Source organism: Ruegeria sp. HKCCE4148 (assembly GCF_017872495.1).
Lineage (GTDB): Bacteria > Pseudomonadota > Alphaproteobacteria > Rhodobacterales > Rhodobacteraceae > Ruegeria.
Genome location: NZ_JAEDOS010000002.1, coordinates 946,531 through 971,363, shown reverse-complemented (window position 1 = coordinate 971,363; position 24,833 = coordinate 946,531). Strand labels below are relative to the sequence as shown.

Annotated in this window: 22 protein-coding genes and 2 pseudogenes; 19 read left to right on the top strand and 5 right to left on the bottom strand. The window is 56.1% G+C overall.

Features of this window, described 5'->3' with window-relative positions:
• Window positions 1-139: 139 nt before the first annotated feature.
• The 3 genes and pseudogenes from I9187_RS09585 to I9187_RS21920 form a co-directional block, all read left to right on the top strand.
• The gene (locus tag I9187_RS09585; RefSeq protein ID WP_209509408.1) at window positions 140-1,024 is read left to right on the top strand and encodes a phosphatase PAP2 family protein; all 885 of its coding nucleotides are present in this window, start codon (window positions 140-142) and stop codon (window positions 1,022-1,024) included.
• 1 nt (window position 1,025) lies between these two features.
• A complete protein-coding gene (locus I9187_RS09580; protein ID WP_209509407.1) occupies window positions 1,026-3,182 on the top strand; it encodes a hypothetical protein in 2,157 nt (718 codons plus the stop codon).
• Between the two features lie 23 nt (window positions 3,183-3,205).
• A pseudogene (locus I9187_RS21920) lies at window positions 3,206-3,741 on the top strand (DDE-type integrase/transposase/recombinase); the annotation flags it as partial.
• On the opposite strand, the gene I9187_RS09570 reads toward I9187_RS21920, so the two are convergent.
• Together I9187_RS09570 and I9187_RS09565 are read right to left on the bottom strand one after the other, a co-directional pair.
• Window positions 3,698-4,609 carry an amidohydrolase family protein gene (locus tag I9187_RS09570; RefSeq protein ID WP_171176337.1) on the bottom strand — a complete coding sequence of 304 codons (912 nt, stop codon included), beginning with the start codon at window positions 4,607-4,609 and terminating at the stop codon, window positions 3,698-3,700. The pseudogene I9187_RS21920 and the gene I9187_RS09570 overlap by 44 nt on opposite strands.
• Window positions 4,606-5,607, bottom strand: a complete 1,002-nt coding sequence (locus I9187_RS09565; RefSeq protein WP_171176339.1) for an ester cyclase — start codon at window positions 5,605-5,607, stop codon at window positions 4,606-4,608. The genes I9187_RS09570 and I9187_RS09565 overlap by 4 nt, the downstream gene beginning before the upstream one ends.
• Window positions 5,608-5,764: 157 nt before the next feature.
• Between I9187_RS09565 and I9187_RS09560 the strand changes: the two genes are divergently transcribed.
• The 15 genes from I9187_RS09560 to I9187_RS09490 all read left to right on the top strand — a co-directional run bounded on the left by I9187_RS09560 (window position 5,765) and on the right by I9187_RS09490 (window position 20,817).
• Entirely contained in the window at window positions 5,765-6,811 is a 1,047-nt protein-coding gene (locus I9187_RS09560) for an ABC transporter ATP-binding protein (protein WP_171176341.1), read from the top strand.
• A gap of 95 nt (window positions 6,812-6,906) precedes the next feature.
• Window positions 6,907-8,160 carry an extracellular solute-binding protein gene (locus tag I9187_RS09555; RefSeq protein ID WP_209940149.1) on the top strand — a complete coding sequence of 418 codons (1,254 nt, stop codon included), beginning with the start codon at window positions 6,907-6,909 and terminating at the stop codon, window positions 8,158-8,160.
• A gap of 67 nt (window positions 8,161-8,227) precedes the next feature.
• Window positions 8,228-9,259, top strand: coding sequence for a sugar ABC transporter permease (locus I9187_RS09550; protein ID WP_171176352.1), 1,032 nt, complete (start codon window positions 8,228-8,230; stop codon window positions 9,257-9,259).
• A gap of 9 nt (window positions 9,260-9,268) precedes the next feature.
• Complete coding sequence (locus I9187_RS09545) at window positions 9,269-10,150, top strand: carbohydrate ABC transporter permease (RefSeq protein ID WP_170575797.1); 882 nt, start codon at window positions 9,269-9,271, stop codon at window positions 10,148-10,150.
• Window positions 10,151-10,152: 2 nt separating this feature from the next.
• Window positions 10,153-11,175, top strand: a complete 1,023-nt coding sequence (locus I9187_RS09540; protein ID WP_209940148.1) for an ester cyclase — start codon at window positions 10,153-10,155, stop codon at window positions 11,173-11,175.
• A 132-nt stretch (window positions 11,176-11,307) separates the two neighbouring features.
• Entirely contained in the window at window positions 11,308-11,838 is a 531-nt protein-coding gene (locus I9187_RS09535) for an ester cyclase (protein ID WP_171176356.1), read from the top strand.
• Between the two features lie 11 nt (window positions 11,839-11,849).
• Window positions 11,850-13,190 (top strand): histidinol dehydrogenase, encoded by a 1,341-nt coding sequence (gene hisD / locus I9187_RS09530; RefSeq protein WP_171176357.1) that lies wholly within the window; start codon window positions 11,850-11,852, stop codon window positions 13,188-13,190.
• A gap of 78 nt (window positions 13,191-13,268) precedes the next feature.
• Complete coding sequence (locus I9187_RS09525; RefSeq protein WP_245223163.1) at window positions 13,269-14,333, top strand: ester cyclase; 1,065 nt, start codon at window positions 13,269-13,271, stop codon at window positions 14,331-14,333.
• 1 nt (window position 14,334) lies between these two features.
• Complete coding sequence (locus I9187_RS09520) at window positions 14,335-15,102, top strand: SDR family oxidoreductase (protein WP_171176359.1); 768 nt, start codon at window positions 14,335-14,337, stop codon at window positions 15,100-15,102.
• Window positions 15,102-16,121: a LacI family DNA-binding transcriptional regulator gene (locus tag I9187_RS09515; protein ID WP_171176361.1), complete on the top strand. Its 1,020-nt coding sequence runs from the start codon at window positions 15,102-15,104 to the stop codon at window positions 16,119-16,121. The genes I9187_RS09520 and I9187_RS09515 overlap by 1 nt, the downstream gene beginning before the upstream one ends.
• Entirely contained in the window at window positions 16,118-17,092 is a 975-nt protein-coding gene (locus I9187_RS09510) for an ester cyclase (RefSeq protein WP_171176363.1), read from the top strand. The genes I9187_RS09515 and I9187_RS09510 overlap by 4 nt, the downstream gene beginning before the upstream one ends.
• Before the next feature lie 151 nt (window positions 17,093-17,243).
• On the top strand, window positions 17,244-18,206 hold the full coding sequence (locus I9187_RS09505; RefSeq protein ID WP_171176365.1) for a cupin: 963 nt from the start codon (window positions 17,244-17,246) through the stop codon (window positions 18,204-18,206).
• Between the two features lie 102 nt (window positions 18,207-18,308).
• Window positions 18,309-19,433 (top strand): cobalamin-independent methionine synthase II family protein, encoded by a 1,125-nt coding sequence (locus I9187_RS09500; protein WP_171176367.1) that lies wholly within the window; start codon window positions 18,309-18,311, stop codon window positions 19,431-19,433.
• A complete protein-coding gene (locus I9187_RS09495) occupies window positions 19,430-20,125 on the top strand; it encodes an alpha/beta fold hydrolase (RefSeq protein WP_171176369.1) in 696 nt (231 codons plus the stop codon). The genes I9187_RS09500 and I9187_RS09495 overlap by 4 nt, the downstream gene beginning before the upstream one ends.
• Window positions 20,122-20,817, top strand: a complete 696-nt coding sequence (locus I9187_RS09490) for an RraA family protein (protein WP_171176371.1) — start codon at window positions 20,122-20,124, stop codon at window positions 20,815-20,817. Before I9187_RS09495 ends, I9187_RS09490 begins: the two co-directional genes overlap by 4 nt.
• Window positions 20,818-20,826: 9 nt before the next feature.
• Here I9187_RS09490 and I9187_RS09485 read toward each other — a convergent pair.
• Both I9187_RS09485 and I9187_RS09480 read right to left on the bottom strand, forming a co-directional pair.
• Window positions 20,827-21,630 (bottom strand): annotated as a pseudogene (locus tag I9187_RS09485) (IS5 family transposase).
• 63 nt (window positions 21,631-21,693) lie between these two features.
• Window positions 21,694-23,214 (bottom strand): trimethylamine methyltransferase family protein, encoded by a 1,521-nt coding sequence (locus I9187_RS09480; RefSeq protein WP_171176373.1) that lies wholly within the window; start codon window positions 23,212-23,214, stop codon window positions 21,694-21,696.
• A gap of 92 nt (window positions 23,215-23,306) precedes the next feature.
• Here I9187_RS09480 and I9187_RS09475 point away from each other — a divergent pair, with 92 nt between their 5' ends.
• Window positions 23,307-24,215 carry a LysR substrate-binding domain-containing protein gene (locus I9187_RS09475; RefSeq protein ID WP_171176375.1) on the top strand — a complete coding sequence of 303 codons (909 nt, stop codon included), beginning with the start codon at window positions 23,307-23,309 and terminating at the stop codon, window positions 24,213-24,215.
• A 195-nt stretch (window positions 24,216-24,410) separates the two neighbouring features.
• On the opposite strand, the gene I9187_RS09470 is transcribed toward I9187_RS09475, so the two are convergent.
• Window positions 24,411-24,755, bottom strand: coding sequence for a RidA family protein (locus tag I9187_RS09470; RefSeq protein WP_171176377.1), 345 nt, complete (start codon window positions 24,753-24,755; stop codon window positions 24,411-24,413).
• Between the last annotated feature and the right edge of the window lie 78 nt (window positions 24,756-24,833).

Sequence of the window (24,833 nt, the reverse complement as noted above, 5' to 3'; positions counted from 1 at the left end):
TACATCTCGTGACGGCTTGATTAACTATTGGACTGGTCGTGGCAGTCCGGTGACTCCGTTCCCGACTGACGCGACTTACTTGGAGCACGTCCGAAACCCAACCAAGGCGATGATCCTCGATAGCGAATTGCGCAGCCGCTTGGCTGTTCTGGGGGCGACCAACGAAAGTGGCGGCTTCACCGATGGCAAAGCCAAACTTGTGTATTTGCATGACGTTGAAGGGACCCCAAAGTCTCAGATGTTGGTCAATATCAAACGACCTAGAGAAGAGTATTTTGAAGATCAGTTGCGTTGGGTCCGTGCATATGCCGACCTGAGGGCCGACCGGATACCAGAAATTCAGGTTCAATTGAGCGATATGCTGTCTTTCTTTGGTGCACATGCATATCTGGACAACGGGCGCCGCAGTAAAACGCTTTTGTATTTGTCCGTTACACTTTCAGTCGCAATCCATGTGGCTGCATTGATGAAGTACAACCTTCGCCAAAAACGCCCAATAGACTATGCTGCTGAAGTTCAGCCAATTATTCAAACCCCTGATCATTCGACTTTTCCGGCCGGTCATTCGATCGAAGCATTTGCGGTGGCCACGGTTTTACATCGTTTCATGAAGCGCTCACTTGCTGGCGACATCGGGAAAGTAAAATTCGGGACAGAGGAAGCCCCATTACCTTTCCTGTTGGCCCATCGGATCGGAGTAAACCGAGTTGTTTCTGGGGTGCATTTCCCAATTGATTGCCGAGCAGGCGCTTATATCGGCGTCATTCTAGGAGAGTTGATCTACAATCTGGGGGCAAGTGCTTGTGAAGACGCGAACGACCCAAAAGCCGAAGCGCCGCGGAAACTCAGAGTTCAGAAATCAAATCCCAGAAGGTATTGGGGCTATTCAGACAGCACGCCGGATTTTCTTCCGAGTGAGTTTTTAGAACTGTCCCAAGAAAAAGATGTGACCGAACTAAAAGGCGGCTTCGCTCCGCTATCCATAGCGCGTCACCTTTGGAATGAAGCAAATCAGGAGTGGTGATATGGGAAAACCCACTTCATCACCTTCCAGCTTGTTGCAGCCTGACTATTCCGACCCCTACGTGGATTGGTGGGCCTTGGCAGAAGGCAGCAGGACACAACGCTCCGACGACTGCACCCGGATCGACATTCAGCCGTTAGAGCGGAACATCTTTGGCTTGCACGATAAGAAAAAGCGCGAAATTGAAGTTCCTTTACCCGAAGGCGCGACCAACACGGATTTCAGTCCCAATGCTTGGGAGTCCTGGGAAGCCAACGCGGAAGATTACCCCCATATACGCACCGATGACGTTATTCTGGGAGTGATTGATACAAGTTTTGCACTGGGCCAGAAACGGCTTCGGTTTGAGAACGGACAGTCGCGGTTGTTGGCGGCCTGGCTGCAAGGCGCAGATGCCCGCAAAAAAGGTGCGCGGCATCTTCCGTTCGGGCGCGAATTTTCAACGGTTCAGATCGAAGCAGAACTTCGCAAACACAGCGGCGGAGACTTGAAGAACCCTTTGAATCAGGAAAGCTTTAACCGTGCGACTGGGGCTGTAGACGCGGATAAGCCAAGTTGGGAAGGCGCCAAAGAACTTCAACTTTCTGCCTCTCATGGTACGCATATTCTTGATGTGGCGGGTGGAATAAACCCAGGCGCGCTGGGCGCGAGTTTGGACGATGGGCGCCCACGTTGCCATTTGGTGGCTATATCCTTGCCACCACTTTTCCTTCACGGTCACGCGGGGAACTTTCTACAATATCATGCAGTTCTGGGTTTGATCCGAATTATTCGCCTCGCTGATGCAATTTCCGCGGCCAAACACAAAGCTAAGTGTCCTGGTTTTGACGCAGATCACCAGTTTCCTGTTGTTGTGAACTTTTCATTCGGTTTTGAAGCCGGGCCGAAAGATGGTTCATTGGAGATGGAACAGGTGATCCGCAACGAAATTCGCAATAGGGCCTGTGATTTTGACGATGACGCGCCGTTGAAGAACCGCAAACGGAAATGTAGGCCACGGAAGGTGAAGACCTTCGTCAACATGCCGGCAGGGAACTCTAACCTGATGCGTGTTTCGGGGCGTGATCTGGTCAAACCGGACGGTCATGAGCCTTTCGAAGTTATTGTGCAGCCCAGCGATCATTCCTCAACCTATGTCGAGTTCTGGTCAGAACCTTTCAACAAGAGTTCTGGTTACTTGGAGCGGCTTGAACTTCAAATCGATCTTCCCGACGGCCGAAAAATTCCAATCGGTCTAAAAAACCCAGGGCGCGGAGCTCCGGAAGTGCGGCAAATAAGTTCGCCGGACAATTCAGCTCAGATCGGGCGGGTCTACTATAATCTGAACCAGTCGCCTTTGCGCGCCAAGGATCAAGTTAGATTGCGTGTTGTTGTTGCCCTTGCGCCGACTTTGGTTTTTTTCCCGATGAAAAACCAACGCCGGAACACAACGGTAAAGCTTGCCCCCGCTGGTCGTTGGAAATTTACTTTCAAAGGGATAAAAAACACTCTGCGATTTGACGCATACATTCAGGCTGATCTGTTTGGCGGTCCGTTGCCGCAAAACGCAAGGCGCGCGTATTTCGACCACAGGCTTTACCGCGACTACCTGGAAAGCGGACATGTGCGTGACAGCTATTCGTATTGCGAACCTGACAAACCCCTTGATAACGGGCCAATCAGCCGGGTGGGAACCCATAACGCGCTCGCTTCAACCCCCTATGTTTCTATGATTGGAGGGTATCGCAACTCTGACGGTCGTCCGGCGACATACTCTGCCACCGGGTATCACGCCCCGCCTGCGTTCAATAGTCAATCGGATGTTGATGTTATTTTCCCGTGCGACGACAGTGACACAAAATCAGGCATCCTGGGGGCCGGGCCTCGGGACGGCGCGGCGCTGGCGATGAACGGAACCAGCGTTGCGACGGCACTCAGTTCGCGGATGATGATTGATTGCCTGTTGACTGACCCTGACGCTGAACTTGGGCAGCCGTGGCTTCAAACACAAGCGCGCAACTACGCGAATGAGGGTCGTCCCGAACACTACAAGCATGCTGCGCCATTGAAAGCAGGGGCTGGGCATCTGCCATATCCCGATAGCTATTGCGACGTCGGCGCAGGAGTGGGAATGCGCGCTCGCAGAGGTGGGCGTGGCATTACCAAATTGAATTTCTAGGGTGGGTTGGTTGGAGCATTTGGATGAAGATACCAACAGATATGCCCGACCTCAAAGGCTTCCGCTTTCCACGCGCATTGATCGCGTATGTGATCTGGGCGTATCATCGGTTTTCTTTTAGTACGGCTGATGTTGAAGACCTGTATGCCGAACGCCGTGTGGCTGCCAGTCGGGAAACCGTTCGGCTTTGGGTGAACCGGTTTGGCCGCCCTTTTGCGAGTTGCATCAAACGTGACCGTCCCGGGCATAGTGACAAGTGGCATCTGGATATGGCAACACGCTTGATCTTCTGGTCCAGAAGCAGCGCAATGCAAAGGCAGCCAGGCGATTTCTACAGCGTTTCAAAAGTGCATATGAAGACCCGCTTGTTGTCATATCGGACAAGTTGCGCGGCTATTTCGAGCCGGTAAAGAGTCTTGCGCCGTCAGCCAAATACCGATCCCACAAAGTGTTGAGCAACCGTGCAGAACAAACGCATCTAACGGGCCGAAAACGACAGAAGATCGTGGGACGGTTCAAGTTACCGTCGCAAGCTCAGAGATTTCTGGCAGCTCAAGATCATAGAAACGCGCAGCGGTCTGACTGAACACTGCCGAGTGCACCTCAGCGGGCACCAGATCGTGGTAAGCCTGCATCAGAGAGGCGTAGTCACCGTAGAGCTTGTCGACCGGGAAGTTTGAACCGAACATGACTCGATTCGCTCCGAACTGGGCGAGGCACTCATCCACAATTGGGCGTACGCTTTCCGCGGTCCATTTGTGGTCGAACATGCCCAGGCCAGACAATTTACATGAGACATGCGGCAGATCAGACAGCGCATGCAGTCTCTGAGCCCAGTCGTTCAGGCCTGCCGCGCTGCGATCATGCGGTGAGCCTGCGTGACACAGCGCGATCCGCGTGTTCGGCGCCCGTGCTAGAATTCGAGCGGTTTTTTCGATCAGTTCAGGGATGAGTTGCAGATCAAAGCTGAGACCCCGCCGCCCTGCTTCCTGCAAGCCGATCAGAAAACGTGGGTCGTCGAGTAGGGTATTGGTGCCTGTCTGCGCGTCCTCTCCGGGTGCGCGGCCAACGATCTGGCGCACGCCGCGAACAGTCGGGAGGGTCTGAAACCTGTCGAGTTGGGCGGGCAGGTCGGTTGAGGTCAGGTCACAAAACACAACCTGCGCCATCGGCCAATCTGGATTGGCATCGGCAACGGATTGGACCCACCGAGCTTCGTCCAGACCGTTTTCGGCCCCAACTTGAATATGGACCGAAGCGCGTACACTGCTGGGTGCGGCCTCGGACCGGAATTCATCTAGCAGGTAGTCCCGCTGGATTGGCGTCGGGTCGCCAAAGAACCTATCCACACCGCGCGCCATCAGCCAAGGGTAGTGCACTGTCTCAAGGTCCCATAGGTGGTGATGCGCGTCGACACAGCCAATCATGTCCGTGGTACCTTCGCCATACGGGCCAGAATATCGACCCCCTGTTGTTTCCAGAAATGCAGCAGGTCGATGAAAATCCAATTCTCGGCCAGTTTGTCACCGTCGCGTCGATATATGTCGATAACTCGGAATTCACCGGCCTTGTCGGTGGCGGGCATGCCCATGAACCCGCCGGTGGGTCGCGCCGTGAAATTCGGCCAGCCGAAAAAACCACCATATTGACCCTCAGCCATGCGGCAGATATGTTTGGTCTTTGAGCGGTCCGTGAAGGATGCGCGGAACGGGCCCGAGTGCTGCTTTGCATAGCGCTCGATCGTATAAGTCGCACCGATCCCGGCAGGACCCCACCAGATCATGTCTTCGCACCATGTCTGGTGCAATTCGTCCACAAGGCTCAGGCCGCTGTTCCATTGGCCCAGATCGGAAATCATGGCATTAATCGTGCCGAGCGTTTTCTTGCCCTCTTCGGCGGGCTGCGGGCCAAACATCAGCCCGTCATGCGTCATCGGTCCGGGTTGAACAAGATGGGCTGCGGTCTGTGGCGGGAAGGGCTGAAGCCCGGCCTGCATCATGAGGTGAGGGATGTCGAAATACATCGCCGTCTCGCTGATTTTGCCATTATCTACCTTGTTGAATTCGCAGTAGCGCAGAAACGCCATCTTGCCTGTTGGGGCGATACCCAGCCACTCATTGTCAAAAAGGCCCATGAGGTGACCCATCGACACGACCCAGATCGAGCTGAACCCGTCGATCTCGTTTTTACCGGCCATGAACACGTCCATCCGACGTTGCAGGTGCTTTAGGCTGTGCTTCAGAGGGTGCCAGAATTTCTGGGCCACATCTTCAGAGCCGTGCAGTTCATCAAACGGATGGAATCCGCGCCACAGGTAGTCTTCCGCGCAGTAGTTAGACATCGTGTCAGTGACATCCGATTCATCTGCGTTGCCTAGCGCCTCGTAGTACTCAAGAACGATCGTTTTTTCGGCATCGTAAGACATTATCAATTTCTTTCAGTGCTTTAACTGTTGCATCAGAGCAGTTTATGAGGGGCAAATCCGCTTTTGCATGCGCATGCAAAAAAAGCTTGCCAGATGTTTCTTTTGTTGTCTATGCTTTTTGCAAACGTATGCATGACGACCCGCAGGGAGGGACTCAATGGCCGAGATTCAACTTCGCAACGTTGGCAAGCGTTGGGGTTCGTTTGTCGGGGTCGACAATTTCGATCTAACGATTTCCGACAAAGAGTTTCTGGTTCTTCTCGGCCCATCAGGCTGTGGCAAAACGACGACCATGCGCATGATCGCCGGCCTAGAGGACGCCAGTGAAGGTGACATTCTGATTGACGGTACCCGGGTCAATGATATGGAGCCCAAGGATCGTGACGTCGCGATGGTGTTCCAGTCGTACGCTCTGTATCCGAACATGAACGTCTACGAAAATATCCGGTTCCCGCTGAAAGTCCGCGGCATCGACCCGTCTACGCATGACGAAAAAGTGCGTCGCGCATCCGCCATGGTCGAACTGGACGACTTCCTGCATCGCAAGCCAGCAGAATTGTCGGGAGGTCAGCGCCAGCGTGTTGCGCTTGCCCGTGCCATTGTTCGCGAACCCAATGTGTTCCTAATGGACGAACCGCTGTCCAACCTTGATGCCAAGCTACGCGTGTCCACTCGGGCACAGATCAAAAACCTAAGCCACGAATTGGCGGTGACCACAATTTACGTCACCCACGACCAGATCGAAGCGATGACGCTTGCCGATCGCGTGGTTGTCATGAAACAAGGCGTCGTGCAGCAAGTGGGTAGCCCGACCGAAATTTACGACACCCCGGCCAATACCTTTGTGGCCAGTTTTATCGGCAACCCGGCCATGAACCTGATGGAAGGCCAAGTCCGCAACGGCACGTTTCTAGCCGACCACGTGGAAATCGCGAATATCAACGCACCTGACGGTCCTCTTACGCTCGGCTTCCGTGCGGAAGACGCCACGCTTGCCGAAGACGGGCGGGGGCAAATCAATGCTCCGATCTATACCCAGGAGTTGCTGGGCGACGCGACGATGATCTCGGTCCGCGTTGGTGGAGCGCTGGTGTCCGTGAAGGCCGACAAGAATTTCCGGGCTGAAATTGACGACATGGTGTCGATCTCGGTGCCGGTCGAAATCTGTCATCTGTTTGACGGCCAAACCGGCGAACGGATCTGAAAGTAGCCCCGCAAATCACCGGGGATCAGCCCCGGGGCCCGAACTTTGTGCGCGACAGGGGCGCGCACGACACTTCAGAGAAACAGGGAGATGAGATGTTTCTGAGAAAGCTAGCTACCGTAACCACTTTCGTCGGATTGATGGGTTCGGCTGCGTATGCGGCGAACTGCGGTCCCGAAGGTCAATCCATCCGAATTCTGGCCAGTGACTTCCCGGCCATCCACGCCGTTGCAGGCACCGCCGAGGAAAATTGCGCAGGTGGCGCGTCTGAGTTTTCGACAAACCACACAACCGAGGCGCGCCAGATCATGAACGCGGCCCTGACGCCGAACCCGTCTGAATACACATCGGTTATTCTGGCCAACTCGACGCTGACTCAGCTGATGAATGACGGCCTTGTGCGTCCGCTGAATGATCTGGTTGAAAAACACGGCGAAAACATCTCGCCGAACTTGCTGATCACCATCGATGGCAATGTCATGGCTGTGGCCTTTATGGCCAACTCGCAGCATCTGTTCTCGCGGACCGACATTCTCGAGCAGGCCGGCTTTGAGGGTATTCCAGCGACTTATGAGGAAGTCCTTGAGGCCGCCGAGATGATCCGTGCCGCCGGTATCATGGAACATCCGATCGTGATGAACCTGAGCGCCGGTGACGGTGGCTGGAACCTCGCCGAGGTGTTCAACATGATCTACCTTGGCCATGGTGGAGAGTTCTTTGAACCGGGCACTGCCGAGCCTGCGATCAACAACGAAAAAGGTCTGGCTACGCTTGAAGTTATGAAGGCGCTTGCTGGATATGCGCATCCCGACCACCTGACCCATGCCTCGAACGAAACCCAAGGCCTGTGGGAAGCTGGTCAGGCCGCACTTGGTGTCATGTGGGGCTCGCGCGGTGCGCCGATCCTGGATGACGAGGGTTCCTCGGAAGAAGTGACGTCGAACACGGTTCTGTCCGCGGCGCCGACCGTTGGCGGTGGTTCGATCCCGGCTGCAACGCTGTGGTGGGACGGAATCTCGATCGCGTCCAACGTATCAGACGAAGAAGCTGAAGCCACCTTTGCGGCATTGGTCAGCGCCCTGACACCGGAGATGGTGGCGGCAAACAACGATGATGCCGTCTGGCTGCTGAATGGCTATCAGCCTGGCCCAGCCGCTGCTGGTGTTTCGGCGACGGCGCAGGGCGGTGCCAAACCGTATCCGATGATCCCGCAGATCGGCATTCTGCATGCCGCGCTTGGCAAGGAATTGTCTGACTTCCTGAAGGGCGACGAGTCCGCTGAACAGGCGCTCGCTGATGTTGAGGCGTCTTACCGGACGTCCGCCAAAGAGGCTGGCTTCCTCCAGTAAATCTCCCCGACTTGAGGGGGCTGTCGCGGCCCCCTCTCTTTCTCGAATTTGAATCGGGACGCATGTCATGAAACACCGCACCTTCTTCTGGTTTGTTCTGCCGACATTGTCAGCGATGATTTTGTTCATCGCGCTGCCGATCGTGTCGGTGTTTATCCAGTCGCTTTTTGTCGAACACGAACAGGTTCTGGTCGTCTCGGAAAGTTGCGGTCCGTTTGGTTGCAACCCGACAACGACAGTCGATATCGAAGCGACCGAGAAGCTGCGGGAAGAACAACCGCTGGGCCGTTTCAACGGTCTGGGCACGTATTTCGACAGGTCACACCTGGCCCTCGCCGACATTGGGGAGGCATGGGCAACTTCAGAAAGCCTGGGTGAGTTCTGGTCGAAGGTTTACAACCTGCCATTTTACAACGCTCTGACCTTCACGCTGGCCTATACCTTCATTGTGACGCCTCTGGTCTTGGTGTTGGGTCTGGCGATTGCGGTTGGGGTCAACAACCTGCCACGCGCGTTGAAGGGCCTTGCGATCTTCATTTCCCTTTTGCCATTCCTCGTAACCCCACTGGTTGGTTCCTTGATCCTGTTCTGGATGGTCGACGGTGACGGGGTGATCGGAGCAACAATTCAACGGCTTTTCAATGATCCAACCCTAAGCCTGAAGGCGTCCACGCCGCTGATGTGGATCATGTTGATGGTTTACGGTGTCTGGCACACCCTGCCGTTCAGCTTCATTACATTCTATGCCGGGCTTCAGACCGTGCCCGAAGACACGATGGAAGCCGCGCAGATCGACGGTGCCAGCAAATGGCAAAGCATGATCCATGTGGTCGTGCCGCATCTGATGCCGTTGGTTTCGTTTGTGACCCTTATGATGATCATGGACAACTTGCGTGTCTTTGAACCCATCGTCAGCTTCAAAGCCGAGGCCCATGCGCGCTCGCTGAGCTGGATTATCTTCAACGACCTGCGCGAAAGTGGCAATCCGCTTTATGCCTCGGCTGGAGCGACCTCGCTGATCACCATCATCATCGTTGTCATTCTGATGATGCCGGTACTGGTGCGCACTTGGCGCGACTTCACCCGTAAATCTCACTGAGGACACGACATGGCGACCAAAGCACAATCCCGCATGACCCCGCTAAAGCTGTTCTCTTTTGGCTTTGTGGCCCTTTGGCTGATCATTGCTGCGTTTCCCTTTTTCTGGACCTTTTGGGGCAGCTTCAAGGTGCAAGCTGACTTCCTGTCCAAGGCCGATTGGATGAATGCACTGCGCGGCACTAACACGATCGAGCAAACCGGCAGCGCATTTACCGGTGCGGGTTACTATGGCGCGTGGATTGAAGAAGACTTCTGGTTCAACTTCAAGAACACCGGCATCGTGGTGTTTTTCACAGTAGTCATCTCGCTAACCTTCGGAACATTGGGCGGTTACGCGTTGGCCCGTTCCGGCTTTCGCTATGCATTCTGGATCCTTATGGCCGCGCTGGTGTTCCGCGCTATGCCGCACATCACGCTGGTCTCTGGTTACCTGCTGTGGTTCTTCGAGTGGAACGTCTGGGGCATTCTGCCAACGACCATCATTGTGCTTGTGGCAATCAATCAGCCTTTCACGCTGTGGATGCTGCATTCATTCTTCAAGAACATCCCGAAAGACATGGACGAAAGTGCCATGGTCGATGGCTGCACCCGGTTCCAGGCCTTCCGGCACGTGATCGTCCCGGTCATGTGGCCCGGCGTGATCACCACTGGCCTGTTCAGTTTCCTGCTGGCCTATAACGACTTTACCGTCGCGGTGATGCTGCTGAGCGAAGAGAATGAAACCATCATACCTGCGATCAACAGTTTCATGGGCACCACTCAGGTTGAAGGCAAGGTCATGTATGCGGTCGCCGCCGTGGTTTCGGCGACTGCCCCGCTGTTCGTCCTGATCCTGTTCTTCCAGCGCCAGATCGTCAGCGGTTTGACCGCCGGAGCCGTAAAGGGCTGATCATGGAGACGATTCACGATCAGAACAAGGTCCTCTTACAGCCATTGCGGGCTGCGTTTAGGGCCGGCGATCCGCAAAGGATGCAGCAGGAAATCCTGCGGATTTTCGCGCCTAACGCGAGGATCCGACTTGGCTACCCGTTCGACGAAATAACAGGCCCTCAGGAACTGTGGAGCCGTGTTTATCGCCCGCTTCTGGTTGCTATGCCCGATCTGGAACGCCGAGATTTCATTGTCATGGCAGGCCCGCGTTGGGGTGGCTCCGCCGGTGGTAGCTGGGTCGGCTTGGGCGGTAACTTTGTTGGCACGTTGCACGCGAAATGGCTGGGTATCCCAGCGACTGGCCAGCCTGTTTTCATGCGCTACCACGAATATCTGCGCGTCGAAGACGGGCAAGTCGTCGAGATGGAAGGTCTATGGGACATTCCTCAAGTTATGCTTCAGGCTGGCGTTTGGCCCATGGCTCCACAGTTGGGTGTCGAATGGATGTGCCCCGGACCGGCGGATGGGCAGGGCGTGGTGACTGCGCCAAATGACAAGGCGATGACTGATGCGTCAGTACACCTCGTTTGGGACATGCTGCATGACCTGAAGCAAGGCGATGCGACGTCCCCGGGTCGTGGTCTTGGTGGGTATTGGAGCGACAATGCCTATTGGTTTGGCCCAACCGGGTTGGGCACAGCACGCGGTCACGCAGGAATTCGGAACAGAATCTTTAGAGGCTTTCGGCAGGGACTGTCAGACAATACGCGCCATTTAGAAGATGGGGTGTTTTTCGGTGACCGCAATCTGGTGGCCTTCACCGGTTGGCCATCTGGCACCGCCACTCACTCCGGAGACGGGTTCCTCGGGCTTGCCCCGACGGGTCGTCGGGTCACGCGATGCAGTCTAGATTTCTGGCGCATCGAGAATGATCTGGTTCAAGAATGTTGGGTCATGGTCGATATGATTGATCTTTACCGACAGCTGGGTGTGGACGTGTTCGCCCGTATGGCCGCCCTAAGCGATATGAAGGAAGCGGCATGAGCTCGGCTGCAAGAAATAGTTTTGTTGCGCGTCACCCAGCGCTCAACCGGATGCCGAGGGATTTTTTGTCGGCGCGCTAACCGCGCGGTTCACATCAGAAGATTCCTCACGCACCTAAAAAGGAAGAGACACATGAAGGGCTCCCGCCCCGAACAGGCCGTGCTGACCAAAGACACGGACATGAGCAAAACCGACGAGACCCGCGCCGTGATCGAGGGGATGGTCGATGGTTTGAACGACCACCGCATCGACGATATAGGCGAGTTCTTTTCGGAAGGGTTCCGCTGGCTGGGCAACCAGGGCTGCGGCACCAAAACCGGGTTGAAAGAGTTTCAGGAAAACTGGCAACGCCCGTTTCAGGCGGCGTTCTCAGACAAGACCTGCATCGACGAGGCCCGGCTTTACATGGGCGAATGGGCTGCGGCCTTCGGCCGACAGGAGGCGACGCATTCGGGCGAATTTCTGGGCATCGCCCCGACCGGCAAGCGGGTCGAAATCCGATACATGGATTTCTGGAAAGTCGTTGACGGCAAAATCGTCGACAACTGGGTGAACGTCGATTTTGCCCATGTCGCCGCACAGCTTGGCGTTGATCTGTTCAATGGTGAAGGCTGGGAAACATTTGACCGGGGAGAGAAAACTCCGCCCCGCCCCGACAATTGAGGATTAGGACAATGGCAATCGAATATCTGAAACGCGGCAAACCCGAGGCCGACCGGGCCGAAGACGATGCCAAGACCCGTACCGTCGTCGAGGCGACGCTGAAAGATATCGAAATCCGCGGTGACATCGCAGTGCGCGAGTTGTCGGAGAAATTCGACAACTACTCGCCTGAGAGTTTCCGCCTGAGCCAACGGCAGATCGACGACCTGATCGCGTCGTTGACTGAACGCGAGCTGGCCGACATCAAGTTCGCTCAGAAGCAGGTGATTAACTTCGCTCAGGCGCAACGCGACTCGATGTTGGATATCGAGCTTGAAACTCTGCCCGGTGTGATCCTGGGTCACAAGAATATCCCGGTGCAGTCCGTGGGCTGCTACGTGCCAGGCGGCAAGTTCCCGATGGTTGCCTCGGCGCATATGTCAGTGGCAACGGCGAAAGTTGCGGGCGTTCCCAGGATTATCGCATGCACACCACCTTTTCAGGGTAAACCAAACGCGGCGGTGATCGCGGCCATGTATCTGGGCGGCGCGCATGAAATCTATGTCATGGGCGGTATTCAGGCGATTGGCGCAATGGCGATAGGGACCCAGACCATCGACCCTGTTCACATGCTGGTGGGACCAGGCAATGCCTTTGTGGCCGAAGCCAAGCGCCAGTTGTTTGGCCGCGTCGGCATTGACCTTTTCGCGGGTCCGACAGAGACAATGGTCATCGCCGATGAAACCGCAGCCGATGCCGAGCTCTGCGCGACTGATCTGCTTGGACAGGCCGAACATGGTTATAACAGCCCATGTGTCCTGATCACCAACTCGCGCAAGCTGGCTGAGGAAACACTCGTCGAAATCGACCGTATCCTCGGTATCCTACCCACCGCCAGCACAGCCAAAGTCAGTTGGGAGGAATATGGCGAGATCATCGTCTGCGATACCTATGAGGAAATGCTGCAATTGGCGGATGACATCGCGTCCGAGCACGTTCAGGTGATGACAGACCGCGACGATTGGTTCCTGGAAAACATGACCTGCTACGGCGCGTTGTTCCTTGGGCCACGCACCAACGTGGCCAACGGCGACAAGGTGATCGGCACCAACCACACCCTGCCAACCAAAAAAGCCGGTCGCTATACAGGTGGGCTCTGGGTCGGCAAGTTCATGAAAACGCACAGCTATCAGAAAGTCATCACTGACGAGGCTGCGGCGATGATCGGCGAATACGGCTCGCGCCTGTGTATGCTGGAGGGCTTTGTTGGCCATGCCGAGCAATGCAACATCCGAGTTCGCCGTTATGGGGGCATTAACGTGCCCTACGGTGAAGGCGCGGCTTATCGCGAGGCCGCCGAGGCGTCTTCGTGACCGCCAGGTAACCGCCACAGAACATGCGCCCGGGATCGACCAGGTGTTACGGATTTTGAAAGAGAAGCAGATAACACAATGCGAGATGTCGCAATGGACACACATTCTACTCACAAGGCTCTGATCGCGCCCTTGCGCGAAGCCATGTACAACTTTGACGAAACCGGCGTTCGGGCCGCTTTGGGCGCTGTGGTTGCGCCTGACGCCGTCATCCACATGCCGCATCCGTTCGGTGACCTGACCGGCCCGCAGGAGCTCTACGATACCTGCTATGCGCCGCTGCTGACATCCATGCCAGATCTGGAACGTCGCGACTGGATCGTGATGGGTGGACCCACGGAACATGGCAATGATTGGATCGGCTGTGGTGGCCACTACGTTGGTACTTTCGTTGCCCCCTGGCTGGACATCCCGCCGACCGGGCACCTGACCCATATGCGGTTCCACGAATTCTACCGCTTCGAAAATGGCAAGGTTGTCGAGATCCAGACGCTCTGGGACATTCCCGAAGTGATGATGCAGGCGAAGGCCTGGCCGATGGCCCCATCACTGGGATTGGAGTTCTGCATTCCCGGCCCGGTGACACTGGACGGGATCGTGCCCGGACCGTGGGATGAGGCGACATCACAGGCCTCGTGCAACCATATCGTCGACATGCTGAACCACCTGAAGAAACACCCCAGTCAGGGTGGGCCCGAAGTAATGGAGATGGAAAAGTTCTGGCACCCGCGCATGAACTGGTATGGCCCTGCCGGGATCGGAACCGGGCGCGGCATCTCGGGCTTCCGCAACTGGCACCAGATACCCTTTCTGAACGGCATGCCCGACCGCGGTAAATTCGTTGATGAAATCACCTATCACTTCTTTGGCGATGGCGACTATGCAGCTGTGACCGGCTGGCCCGACATGATCCAGACTGTCACCCACGATGGCTGGATGGGCATTGCACCCTCTGGCAAGCGGATCACCATGCGTAGCCTTGATTTCTGGCGGCTCGAAGGTGGTTTGATCCGCGAGAACTGGGTCATGGTCGATCTGCTGGACGCATACCGCCAACTGGGCGTAGATGTCTTTGCCCGCCTGCGTGAGTTCAACAAGGCACGCGTTCCGGGCACAATTGCGTTCCCGGTCGGCGAGGTCTGATATGCCCCAATTCCCCAGCACACCCAGTTTCAAACTACGCGGCAAGCGCGCGCTGGTTGCCGGAGCCTCGTCCGGCATCGGCATGGCCTGCGCTGTGGCGCTGGCGGAACATGGTGCTGAGGTCACTCTGGCGGCGCGCCGTACTGGCGCGCTGCAGCAAATTGCAAAGGACATGTCGGCTCGGGGGTGGTTGGCAGAGGTTCTGGAACTGGATGTGTCGGACGTGGCAGCAACTTCTGAAGCCGTGGCGCAGAGCGGGCCCTTTGATATTCTGCTGAACTCGGCCGGGCTTGCCCGCCATAGCAAGGCCGTGGACACGCAGCCGGAAGATTTTGATGCCGTGATGGGCGTCAATGTCAAAGGTGCCTATTTCCTGACCCAGGCCGTCGCCAAGGGCCTGCTCGATGCTGGCCGCTCCGGTTCGTTGATCAATATCTCCAGTCAGATGGGCCATGTCGGCGGCCGCGAACGCGCCGTTTACTGCGCGTCGAAATTCGCCGTTGAAGGGTTCTCCAAGGCGATGGCGTTAGAGTTCGGGCCCGCGAAAATCCGGGTCAACACGATCTGCCCAACTTTTATCCTGACGGACCTGACGCGCGCGACCTTCGATGACCCGGACAAACGCGCCTGGATTTTGGACAAGATCAAACTGGGTCGCCCCGGTGAAATCGAAGACATCATGGGGGCTGTGGTCTATCTCGCTTCAGACGCCTCAGCGCTTGTGACCGGGACTGCGATGATGATTGACGGTGGGTGGACAGCAGACTGATGCCTGGGCAAAAGATCACATCCTTGGACGTTGCCCGTTTGGCTGGGGTCAGTCAATCTGCGGTCAGCCGGGTGTTTACGCCCGGCGCATCCGCGTCGAAGAAAACAGCTGAGAAAGTGCGCAAGGCGGCGGACGAGCTGGGGTACCGACCCAACGTACTGGCCCGCGCAGTTGTTTCTGGAAAAAGCCGGATCATTGGTTTGGTCGTGGCGTATCTGAACAACCAGTTCTACCCCGAAGCCCTGGAAAAGCTGACGAACGCGCTGCAGGAACGTGGCTATCACGTGCTGGTCTTTATGGCATCGAACTCGGCGCAGAACATCGACAAGGTGGTCGAGGAAATCCTTGATTTCCAAGTGGATGGGATCATTGCCGCGTCGGTTGCATTGTCGTCTGATCTGTCTGATCGGTGTCAGGCAGCCGGTATTCCGGTGGTGCTGTTCAACCGGGCTCAGGACGATCCGGGGATGTCAGCGGTTTCGTCTGACAATATTGCCGGAGGCCGTAAGGTGGCTGATTTTCTTCTGGCAGGCGGTCATAAGAAAATCGGGTACATTGCGGGCTGGGAAGGGGCCTCGACCCAACGGGACCGCGAAGCAGGATTTTTAGCTGCGTTGAACAAAGCGGGCGTCGCGTTGCACGCGCGCGGGGTTGGTGACTTTTCCAGCGAAAAGTCGCGCGAGGCGACCCTCGAGATGTTTACCTCTGATCCGCCTGACGCCGTGTTTGTCGCCAATGATCATATGGCGATTGCGGTAATGGATACTCTGAGGTTTGAGTTGGGGCTGCACGTGCCCAATGATGTTTCTGTCGTTGGATATGATGACGTGGCCGTGGCTGCATGGCCCACCTATGACCTGACCACTGTGAGGCAACCCGCCAACCGTATGGTTGCCGAAACCGTGGACATTTTACTGAGCAAAATCGAAGGCCCGGACGTCGGTCCGCGCCGGTTAGAGATTGACGGACCGCTAATTGTTCGCGGCTCTGCCCGCATACCTGAAGGATGGAAGACATGAAGGGATTTGATCCCAAATTCAAAGATTTTCCCGACTATATCATCGGCATCACCAAAGAGATTTGGGAAGATCGCGGCATTGCCACTTTGCACCACTATTATGCGCCGGACATTGTGGTGCGTTCGCCCGCTTCGGTTGTGGTTGGCAATCAAGGGGTTATCGCCGCCACGATGGCGACTCTTGCCGAGTTTCCGGATCGTACATTGCTCGGCGAGGATGTGATCTGGTCGGGCACACCGGAAGAGGGCATGCTGTCGTCGCACCGGCTGCTGTCCACGGCAACACATTTGGGCGACGGCGTTTATGGCAATGCAACCGCTAAAAAGCTGGTTTATCGCATTCTCGCCGACTGCCACGCTATCAACAACCAGATCAACGACGAATGGCTGATCCGCGACCAGAGCGCGATCGTCCAGCAGATGGGTTGGGATCCCAAGGAATATGCCCGCGACCTGATCGCACGCGAAGGCGGACCCGACGCCTGTGTTCAGCCCTACACGCCCGCAAACGATCAGCCCGGTCCTTATAAAGGCCATGGCAACGATAATGAGTGGGGCCAGAAATACTCTGAGATCCTGACCCGGATCATGAATGCCGATATGGGTGTAATCCAGGCAGAGTATGATCGCGCGGTCCTTTCGGAATATCCCGGCGGTACCACGGGGCATAGTTGGGGGCCAGTGGATCGGTTCTGGATGGGCCTGCGCGCCTCTTTCCCGAACGCAGAATTCAAAGTTCAGCACCAGATTGGCCGCGACGATCCGATGATGCCCCCGCGTGCCGCGATCCGTTGGACGCTGCACGGCAAGCATGACGGTTGGGGCGTCTTTGGTGTGCCGACAGGGGCCGAGGTTTTTGTGCTGGGTATCAGCCAGGCCGAATTCGGTCCCTGGGGTTTGCGCAAGGAATACACCCTGTTTGACGAAACCTCGATCTGGAAACAGATTCTGCTGAAAACCGGCGATCTCTAGAATGCCGCACCGTATCTCAAATCTGGATACCGGGCAGGCGTTACGGCGGTTCCACGCCCATCGCGCCAGCCTGCGCGCCCGGCGGCTGAACAATCGCCCGCCGGGAGGTTTGGTTTGATCCGATCAAACGCAAATCAAAAGGAAAAAAGATATGAGTACAATTCAAAGCCGCATCGTCCGTTATGGCGAGCTGAAACCTTGTAAGACCGCGTTCATCGATGCGCACACGCCAGGCTCGGACCAGAAAGAGAATTTTACCATCATCGGCGGCGGCGTCAGCGAAAGCCCCGATCAGCACGTCCACATCACCGACAAGATCGGGTTCAACATCGGAGCAGCGGGACAACCTCCGAAATGCCGCAACTCGCTGCACAGCCACACCACAGCCGAGGTCTTCTTTGTTGCGAAAGGCCGCTGGCGGTTCTTCTGGGGTCGATACGGGACCGCAGGAGAGTTTATCGCCGAGGAAGGCGATATCTTCAACATCCCGACAGGCATCTTCCGTGGGTTCGAGAATGTCGGCCAGGACTATGGCATGATCATGTCGATGCTGGGCGGCGATGACGCAGGTGGCGGTGTGACCTGGGCTCCGCAAGTTATTCAGGACGCGCAGGCCCATGGCTTGGTTCTAGGCAATAACGGGGTGCTCTATGACAGCAAAAAGGGCGAGGAATTGCCGCACAACGTGCAGCCCATGCCCTTGTTAACCGAGGAAGAGATGAAAGCGTACCCCGAGGTTCCCGTTGATGCGGTGATCGGCAAATATGTCGCCCGGTACTGGGACCTGATGGCGTTGGCGGCGGACAAGCCGGCGGTCGTGATTGGCGAAAATGGTCTGATCAAGGACAAGCCCGGCTTTGAGGTGGATTTCCTGACACGCGGTTCCGCCGTTTGTAAACAGGTCATAGCGAAAAAACCTGTGGTTCTGATGCCGGCCAGCGGTCATTGGCGCATCAAAATCAATGAGGTCGAAACCACCCTGTCCAACGGTGATACCGCGCTGGTTCTGCCCGGTGAAAGCTACAGCGCCGAGCCGTCGATGACCGGCGAAGCGGGTCTGTACCGTATCACTGCCACCGACGATCCGGCTGGCGCAACCTGGACAGGGGCATAACGCCAAAATTGCGTCTCCCGAAATCAATCGGGACATGCTCAGCACATCCTGCGCCCGGTTTCCGGCCCGGCGCAGGAACAAGATTTGAAGGGAGATGAATACATGACCCGCATTTCAACCACCCATGTGGGAAGCCTGCCGCGCAGTCAGGAGGTTGTTGACTTCATCTTCGCACGCGAGCGAGAGGAACCGTTCGATCAAGCCGCATTCGATGCCTGTATGACCGCCGCAGTGTCTGAGACGGTGCGCAAACAGGCCGATGCCGGAATTGATATCGTTTCAGACGGCGAGACCTCAAAAATCTCATATGCCACTTATGTAAAGGACCGCTATACCGGCTTTTCCGGTGACAGCCCACGCAACGCGCCGGCGGACCTCAAGATGTTTCCGGGTTTTCTGCAGCGTTTGGCAGATGACGGCGGAACGCCGCAATATGCGCGGCCCATGTGCGTAGGTGAGGTGCGCTCGAAGGGGCAGGGCGAATTGCAGAAGGACATAGATAATCTCAAGGCCGCGATGGCGGAACACGGGGTTGAGCGCGGTTTTATGAATGCCGCCAGCCCTGGGGTGATTTCCCTGTTTTTGCAGAATGATTACTACCCAACGCGTGAGACTTATCTGGTCGCGCTGGCCGACGCGATGAAGGAAGAATATGAGACCATCGTTGGTGCGGGTTTGGATTTGCAACTCGATTGTCCTGACCTCGCGCTGTCTCGTCATATGCTGTTCAATGATCTTTCTGACAATGAATTCGTGAAAATCGCCGACATGCATGTTGAGGCGTTGAATCACGCGCTGCAAAACGTCCCTTCTGACAAAGTGCGTGTCCATATTTGCTGGGGCAATTACGAGGGGCCGCATTGCTGTGACATCGGCATGGACAAGGTGTTTCCAACGCTGATGTCCACCAAGTCCCGCTATGTTCTGTTTGAAACTTCGAACCCGCGACATGCGCATGAATGGACGGTGTTCCGCGACAGCAAGGATGAGATTCCCGATGACAAAGTTCTGGTGCCCGGTGTTGTCGACACCACGACCAACTTTATCGAACACCCGGAACTGATCGCGCAGCGTGTTGAGCGGTTTGCTAACATTGTTGGGTCTGAGCGGGTGATTGCCGGATCGGATTGTGGCTTTGGCACTTTTGCTGGCTTTGGCGCGGTCGACCCGGATATCGCCTATGCCAAGCTGCGTGCGCTTGCTGAAGGGGCTGCATTGGTTAAATGACGCCTCTTATCCTTCTGCCCGGCATGATGTGCGATGCGCGGTTGTTCACCCCGCAGATTGACGCGCTGTCAGGCAAATACCCGATCCTGTCTGCACCCATTGGCGGACAGGACACGATACAAGCGCTGGCCGCCGATGTACTGGCCTATGCGCCTGAACGATTTGCTATGGCCGGGCTCTCTATGGGCGGCATCGTGGCGATGGAAATCCTACGTCAAGCACCGGATCGTGTGACTGGTATAGCGTTGATGGACACCAACCCGATGGCAGAGATGGACGAGGTCAGGGCGAGGCGCAGTCCTCAGATCGATGCCGTCGAACGCGGCAACCTGCACAAGGTGATGGCCGAAGAGATGAAGCCGAACTACCTGACTGACGGCCCACGCCGCGCCGCCATTCTGGATTTGTGCATGGATATGGCCATGGGACTTGGGCCGGGCGTTTTCATTAATCAATCCAATGCTCTGCGTGATCGCCCCGATCAGAGCAATACCCTGCGGGACTTTACCGGCGCAGCACTGGTTCTGTGCGGGCGCGACGATGCCCTGTGTCCCGTCTCAAGGCATGAGTTGATGCACGATCTGATGCCGCAGAGCCGGTTGGAGATTATCGAAAACGCCGGCCATCTGCCTACACTGGAACAACCGCAACAAACCACGGCGGCTCTGACCCGCTGGCTGGAGCTGATATGAAACAATCCCTGCTGGACCTGCTGAAAAAGGTCGACACGCCGACTGTTTGCAACGCCATCGAAGTGGCCCAGGGCAAGCGCGGATTCAATGATTTTACCCGGGGCACAATGCTGTGCTCTGATCCCGATGCAGGCGCGATGGTGGGATATGCCCGCACCGCTAAGATTGCCGCCGTGAATCCGCCGACCGAGGCCCCCGACGTGATCCGCGCGCGCCGAATGGACTATTACCGGCACATGGCCTCGGGCAGTGGCCCATCTGTGACCGTTGTGGAAGACACGGACTACCCCAACTGCATCGGCGCTTATTGGGGTGAGATCAATACGACCGTACACAAGGGTTTCGGCATCAGCGGCGCCCTGACCAACGGCGTGATGCGAGACCTCGGCGACCTGCCGGATGGATTTCCGGTAGTTGCCGGGTCTGTCGGGCCAAGCCACGGATTCGTGCACGTGAAAGAAGTTGGCACACCGGTGACAATCTACGGCCTTGTGATCAAAGATGGAGACCTTGTGCATGCCGACCGGCATGGTGCCCTTGTTGTCCCACCCGAAGTGGTGGACGATCTAGAGCAGGCGATCATCAAGCTGCTTGAAACCGAAAAACTGATCCTTGAACCCGCCCGCGCAACAGGGTTCGATTTCGACACTTTTGAAAAAGCATGGACGGCGTTCGAAGCCTCTCGGACTTAGGGGCAGAACTCATAGCCAATAGATGACCATACCGGCGAGAGTGATGGCTGAGAGGAAGACTGTGAGACACCTGTCGTACCGCGTCGCGACACGCCCCCAGTCCTTCAATTCAATCTGCCAAACATGATCTCAATCCGATTGCGCGTTTGTAGCGGCGCATGTCGTATCGGACGGTTGTTTTGCGCTGTTTGCGTCCTGGGATACACACGCGTATCCCTTGGATTTTTAGCCCTTCTCTGAACCAATCGGCATCATAGCCGCGATCAACCTGCAACTATTCGACATTTGGCAGACTGCTGACAAATGCCCTAGCACAAATGTAGTCGCTGACCTGACCAGCAGTGAAGAACAGGTTCAAAAGGCGTCCCTGACTATCACAAACTGCATCCAACTTTATGTTCATGCCGCTCTTGGTGCGCCCGATCAGAAGTCCAGGGCCTCTTTTTCACGGCAAGACTGGAAGCTGTGCGATGGACTTTCAGGTGTTTAGCATCGATCATGACCGTCTTTTCTTCGCCGTGGTTGGCAGCCAAGCCAACCAAAATCCGGGCAAAGATACCTTTGTCACTCCACCGCTTCCAACGATTGTAGAGCGTTTCCAGGGCTTTCGCGGCCCCCTTGGGGCCGCGGTCCCCTTCAACTGTGTGGTCCATATTTCCTGGGTTCATTGCGCGAACGTAACCCGCTGCGGTTGACGAGGATAATCCCACTCAAGGCACGCCTGTCATCAACGCGAGGTTTGTCATGAGACTCTGGGTAGAACGGCGCCAGACGCGCCATTTGCTCGTCGCTCAACCAGAAAAGATCAGATATGTTCACCGCTTGTTTTGAACGCGATGAATCACGCAGCCAAACGGAAATCAACGGGTCCTGAGCCTAATACCATGCATCTGGGATTTCCTCTTTACGGCGCGCAACATAGGCGGCCAACTCTTCTTTTTTGGCCTCATCCATCGCGGGCGGTTCGTATTCGTTTAGCATCTGGTTCCAGCGCTCATAAGCGCGATGACGCATGTCTTTCGAGCCACCTTCTTCCCAGCTTTCGACATTCTCACTGTCGCTGAGTTTCGGCTCATAAAATGCCGTTTGATAGTTACGCATGGTGTGGGCACAGCCCAGGAAGTGACCTCCGGCTTCAACCTCGTCATAGGCGTCGCGGGCCAAGGCTTCGTCACTGGTGTTCAGACCCTGACCCAGCACCTTCTGGTAAGATCCCAGTCGATCGGCATCCATGATCAACTTTTCAAAGCCGGTGCACAGCCCGCCCTCAAGCCAGCCCGCGGAGTGCAGTACAAAGTTCGCTCCGGCCAGCATTGTGGAATGCATAGAATCTGCGGATTCGTAGGCGGCCTGCGCATCTTCGATCTTCGAGGCGGTCAGCGATCCGCCGCAACGCAGTGGTAGTCCGGCACGGCGCGCCAACTGGCCGATCGCATAGTTGGAAATCACCGGTTCGGGCATGCCAAAGGTCGGTGCACCGGATTTCAGCGACATTGATGAAAGGAAATTTCCTAGTACGAAAGGCGCACCCGGGCGCAGCAATTGCACGTAGGCACAGACCATCATCGCCTCGGCCATGGCCTGGGCCACGGATGCGGCCGTCGAGACCGGCCCCATGGCACCGGACAGGATGAAGGGCACTACAATCAAACCCTGACCGCGGGTCGAATAGACGCGGGCCGACTCTGTTACCACCCGGTCCACCAAGAGCGGTGAGTTCGTGTTCACGTTACCCATTATGACGCAGTTTTCTGCCATCACGTCGGCCCCAAAAACGATCTCGGCCATCTCGACGCTATCCTGTGCGCGGCTCATCTCGGTAATGGCGCCAAGATGCGGCTTGTCGCTGAGGGTCATGTGCGCGAACAGCATATCGAGGTGCCGTTTGCTGACCGGAACGTCACAGGGTTCGCAGGTGACAAAACCGCCATGATGCAGGTTTGGATGCATATAGGTCAGCTTGACCAGCTTTTCGAATGACTCAAGATCGCCATACCGGCGCCCGCCCTCAACGTCGCGTACAAAGGGCGCGCCGTAAATCGGAGCAAAAACCTGGCTCATCCCGCCAATCTGAACGGACCGTTCAGGATTTCGCGCCAGTTGGGTGAATTCGCGTGGAGCCTTGGCACAGAGATTGCGTATCCAATCGGACGGCGCGCGCACGATGTCTTTGTTGACGGTTGCACCTTCGCGCTTCCAAAGTTCCAGCGCCTCTGGGTCGTCGCGAAAGGCGATGCCGACATCTTGCAATATCCAATCCACCTGCTCCTCTAGCCGGGCGATCTGATCCTCGTCCAACACGTCGTAATGAGGCAGTGTTCGGCGAATGAAGGGAGACGGAGCAGCGCCGGTTTGCACGGCGTTTCGTGCCCTTGATGTGCGTGACCTACGAGCCATTGGACCCCTCTTTAAGCAAGTACGTAGAAAATAGCTTTCGAATCCGCCTTTGTGACGCTTGAAATAATATATGATTTGGATAAGTGGAGCTTATGCAAAACCTCTGGTCTCATTTTTCTTCACCGCGTCATCTGGTATATTTCGAAGCGGCGGCCAGAACGGAATCCTTCACGAATGCCGCGCAGGAACTAAATGTTCAGCAACCTGCAGTGAGCATGACAATCAAACAATTGGAGGTGTCATTGGGTGTTGTGCTCTTTGAGCGTAGCCACCGAAAGATCACTCTCACCAATGCTGGAAGCCGTTTGTTTTCAGATGTGACCCGGGCGTTTACCCAATTGGAACAATCCGCAGCATCGATCCGACAATTCGCAAGCAGCGACCATGTCACCCTCAGCGCATCGTCTGCCTTCAACAATTACTGGCTTTTGCCGCGCCTTGGTTCGTTCCAGCAAAATCACCCTGAAATCGACTTGCGTCTGCAATCGAGTGATCGGGAATCCGATCTTAGTGTTGAGACGATTAGTTTGGCCATCCGTCGTGGCAATGGATCTTGGCCGGAATGCGAATGCGCTTTAATTGCCGAAGAAGTGATATACCCGGTCGCCGCGCCCCGCGTGATGGCTGCGGCCGTAAACCTGAAAAACGTACCGGGGTTACTGAGCCAACGTTTGATTCACTTGGAGGAACCGATCCGCGAACGACCATCCTGGCAGCAGTGGTTTCACGAATTTGGTGTTAAGGACATGCCGCCAAGTGGCGGGCTGAGACTGAATGATTACGCTCTTGTGTTGCAGGCCGCCATTGCGGGCGAGGGGTTTGCCTTCGGTCGGCACCACCTTGTCGATCCTTTCGTGAGAAAGGGCTTGTTGGCGGGGCGTCCCGAATGGGCCTGGAAAACTGGAAACGGGTTTTATCTGGTTTGGTCCAAGATCGGGTCGTTGACGCCCAAAGCGGAAACCGTTCGTGACTGGGTGCTGAAAAACCGGCAACCCATCTGACCGGCGGGCATGCCGGAGTTTACGTCAATACATTCATCCTAAAGGTTTGGATTGGAGATCACACTCGGACTGACCCGCGGTTCTTGGATTGGCCAAACTGTGCGGCTGCTTTGACGTTTGTTGGATAGCCAGGGACGTATGCTGCCATGCCGTCAAAACGTATAGCTGATCTCGTCTACACCCCTGGGTTTCGGTTCAGTCGTAGGCTGCGGTCACAATCATTTCCACCTTCAAGACGCTGCGGGCGAGTTTGGACTCTCCGCAGGCGCGGGCAGGAGCGTGACCTTCGGGCACCCAAGCGTCCCAAACAGCATTCATCTCAGCAAAGTCTGCCATGTCGGCCAGCCAAATCTCGCATCTCAAAATACGACTCTTGTCGCTGCCTGCTTTGGTCAACAGGTCTTCAATCTTGGCCAAGATGTCGCGTGTTTGTTCAGCGACAGTAGCTGCGTCCGAGGTTTGCCCGCAAAGATAGGCGACGCCGTTGTGTTTAACGATCCGGCTCATGCGCTGGGCGGTTTCGATCCGAGTAATGGTCATTTCTTATGTCTTTCCAGTTGAGGAAGCTTGAGTTGAGTGCTTGTCGACGCCAAACAGCAGATGGCCGTTGAGGTCAAT

What these genes read in the sequence shown, in the direction of transcription:
- I9187_RS09545 (WP_170575797.1), top strand. Translation starts at nt 9,269, where the DNA reads ATGGCGACCAAAGCACAATCCCGCATGACCCCGCTAAAGCTGTTCTCT.
- I9187_RS09500 (WP_171176367.1), top strand. Translation starts at nt 18,309, where the DNA reads ATGACCCGCATTTCAACCACCCATGTGGGAAGCCTGCCGCGCAGTCAG.
- I9187_RS09580 (WP_209509407.1), top strand. Translation starts at nt 1,026, where the DNA reads ATGGGAAAACCCACTTCATCACCTTCCAGCTTGTTGCAGCCTGACTAT.
- I9187_RS09560 (WP_171176341.1), top strand. Translation starts at nt 5,765, where the DNA reads ATGGCCGAGATTCAACTTCGCAACGTTGGCAAGCGTTGGGGTTCGTTT.
- I9187_RS09515 (WP_171176361.1), top strand. Translation starts at nt 15,102, where the DNA reads ATGCCTGGGCAAAAGATCACATCCTTGGACGTTGCCCGTTTGGCTGGG.
- hisD (WP_171176357.1), top strand. Translation starts at nt 11,850, where the DNA reads ATGGCAATCGAATATCTGAAACGCGGCAAACCCGAGGCCGACCGGGCC.
- I9187_RS09525 (WP_245223163.1), top strand. Translation starts at nt 13,269, where the DNA reads ATGCGAGATGTCGCAATGGACACACATTCTACTCACAAGGCTCTGATC.
- I9187_RS09505 (WP_171176365.1), top strand. Translation starts at nt 17,244, where the DNA reads ATGAGTACAATTCAAAGCCGCATCGTCCGTTATGGCGAGCTGAAACCT.
- I9187_RS09565 (WP_171176339.1), bottom strand. Translation starts at nt 5,607, where the DNA reads ATGTCTTACGATGCCGAAAAAACGATCGTTCTTGAGTACTACGAGGCG.
- I9187_RS09540 (WP_209940148.1), top strand. Translation starts at nt 10,153, where the DNA reads ATGGAGACGATTCACGATCAGAACAAGGTCCTCTTACAGCCATTGCGG.
- I9187_RS09535 (WP_171176356.1), top strand. Translation starts at nt 11,308, where the DNA reads ATGAAGGGCTCCCGCCCCGAACAGGCCGTGCTGACCAAAGACACGGAC.
- I9187_RS09555 (WP_209940149.1), top strand. Translation starts at nt 6,907, where the DNA reads ATGTTTCTGAGAAAGCTAGCTACCGTAACCACTTTCGTCGGATTGATG.
- I9187_RS09510 (WP_171176363.1), top strand. Translation starts at nt 16,118, where the DNA reads ATGAAGGGATTTGATCCCAAATTCAAAGATTTTCCCGACTATATCATC.
- I9187_RS09550 (WP_171176352.1), top strand. Translation starts at nt 8,228, where the DNA reads ATGAAACACCGCACCTTCTTCTGGTTTGTTCTGCCGACATTGTCAGCG.
- I9187_RS09480 (WP_171176373.1), bottom strand. Translation starts at nt 23,214, where the DNA reads ATGGCTCGTAGGTCACGCACATCAAGGGCACGAAACGCCGTGCAAACC.
- I9187_RS09520 (WP_171176359.1), top strand. Translation starts at nt 14,335, where the DNA reads ATGCCCCAATTCCCCAGCACACCCAGTTTCAAACTACGCGGCAAGCGC.
- I9187_RS09570 (WP_171176337.1), bottom strand. Translation starts at nt 4,609, where the DNA reads ATGATTGGCTGTGTCGACGCGCATCACCACCTATGGGACCTTGAGACA.
- I9187_RS09475 (WP_171176375.1), top strand. Translation starts at nt 23,307, where the DNA reads ATGCAAAACCTCTGGTCTCATTTTTCTTCACCGCGTCATCTGGTATAT.
- I9187_RS09470 (WP_171176377.1), bottom strand. Translation starts at nt 24,755, where the DNA reads ATGACCATTACTCGGATCGAAACCGCCCAGCGCATGAGCCGGATCGTT.
- I9187_RS09490 (WP_171176371.1), top strand. Translation starts at nt 20,122, where the DNA reads ATGAAACAATCCCTGCTGGACCTGCTGAAAAAGGTCGACACGCCGACT.
- I9187_RS09495 (WP_171176369.1), top strand. Translation starts at nt 19,430, where the DNA reads ATGACGCCTCTTATCCTTCTGCCCGGCATGATGTGCGATGCGCGGTTG.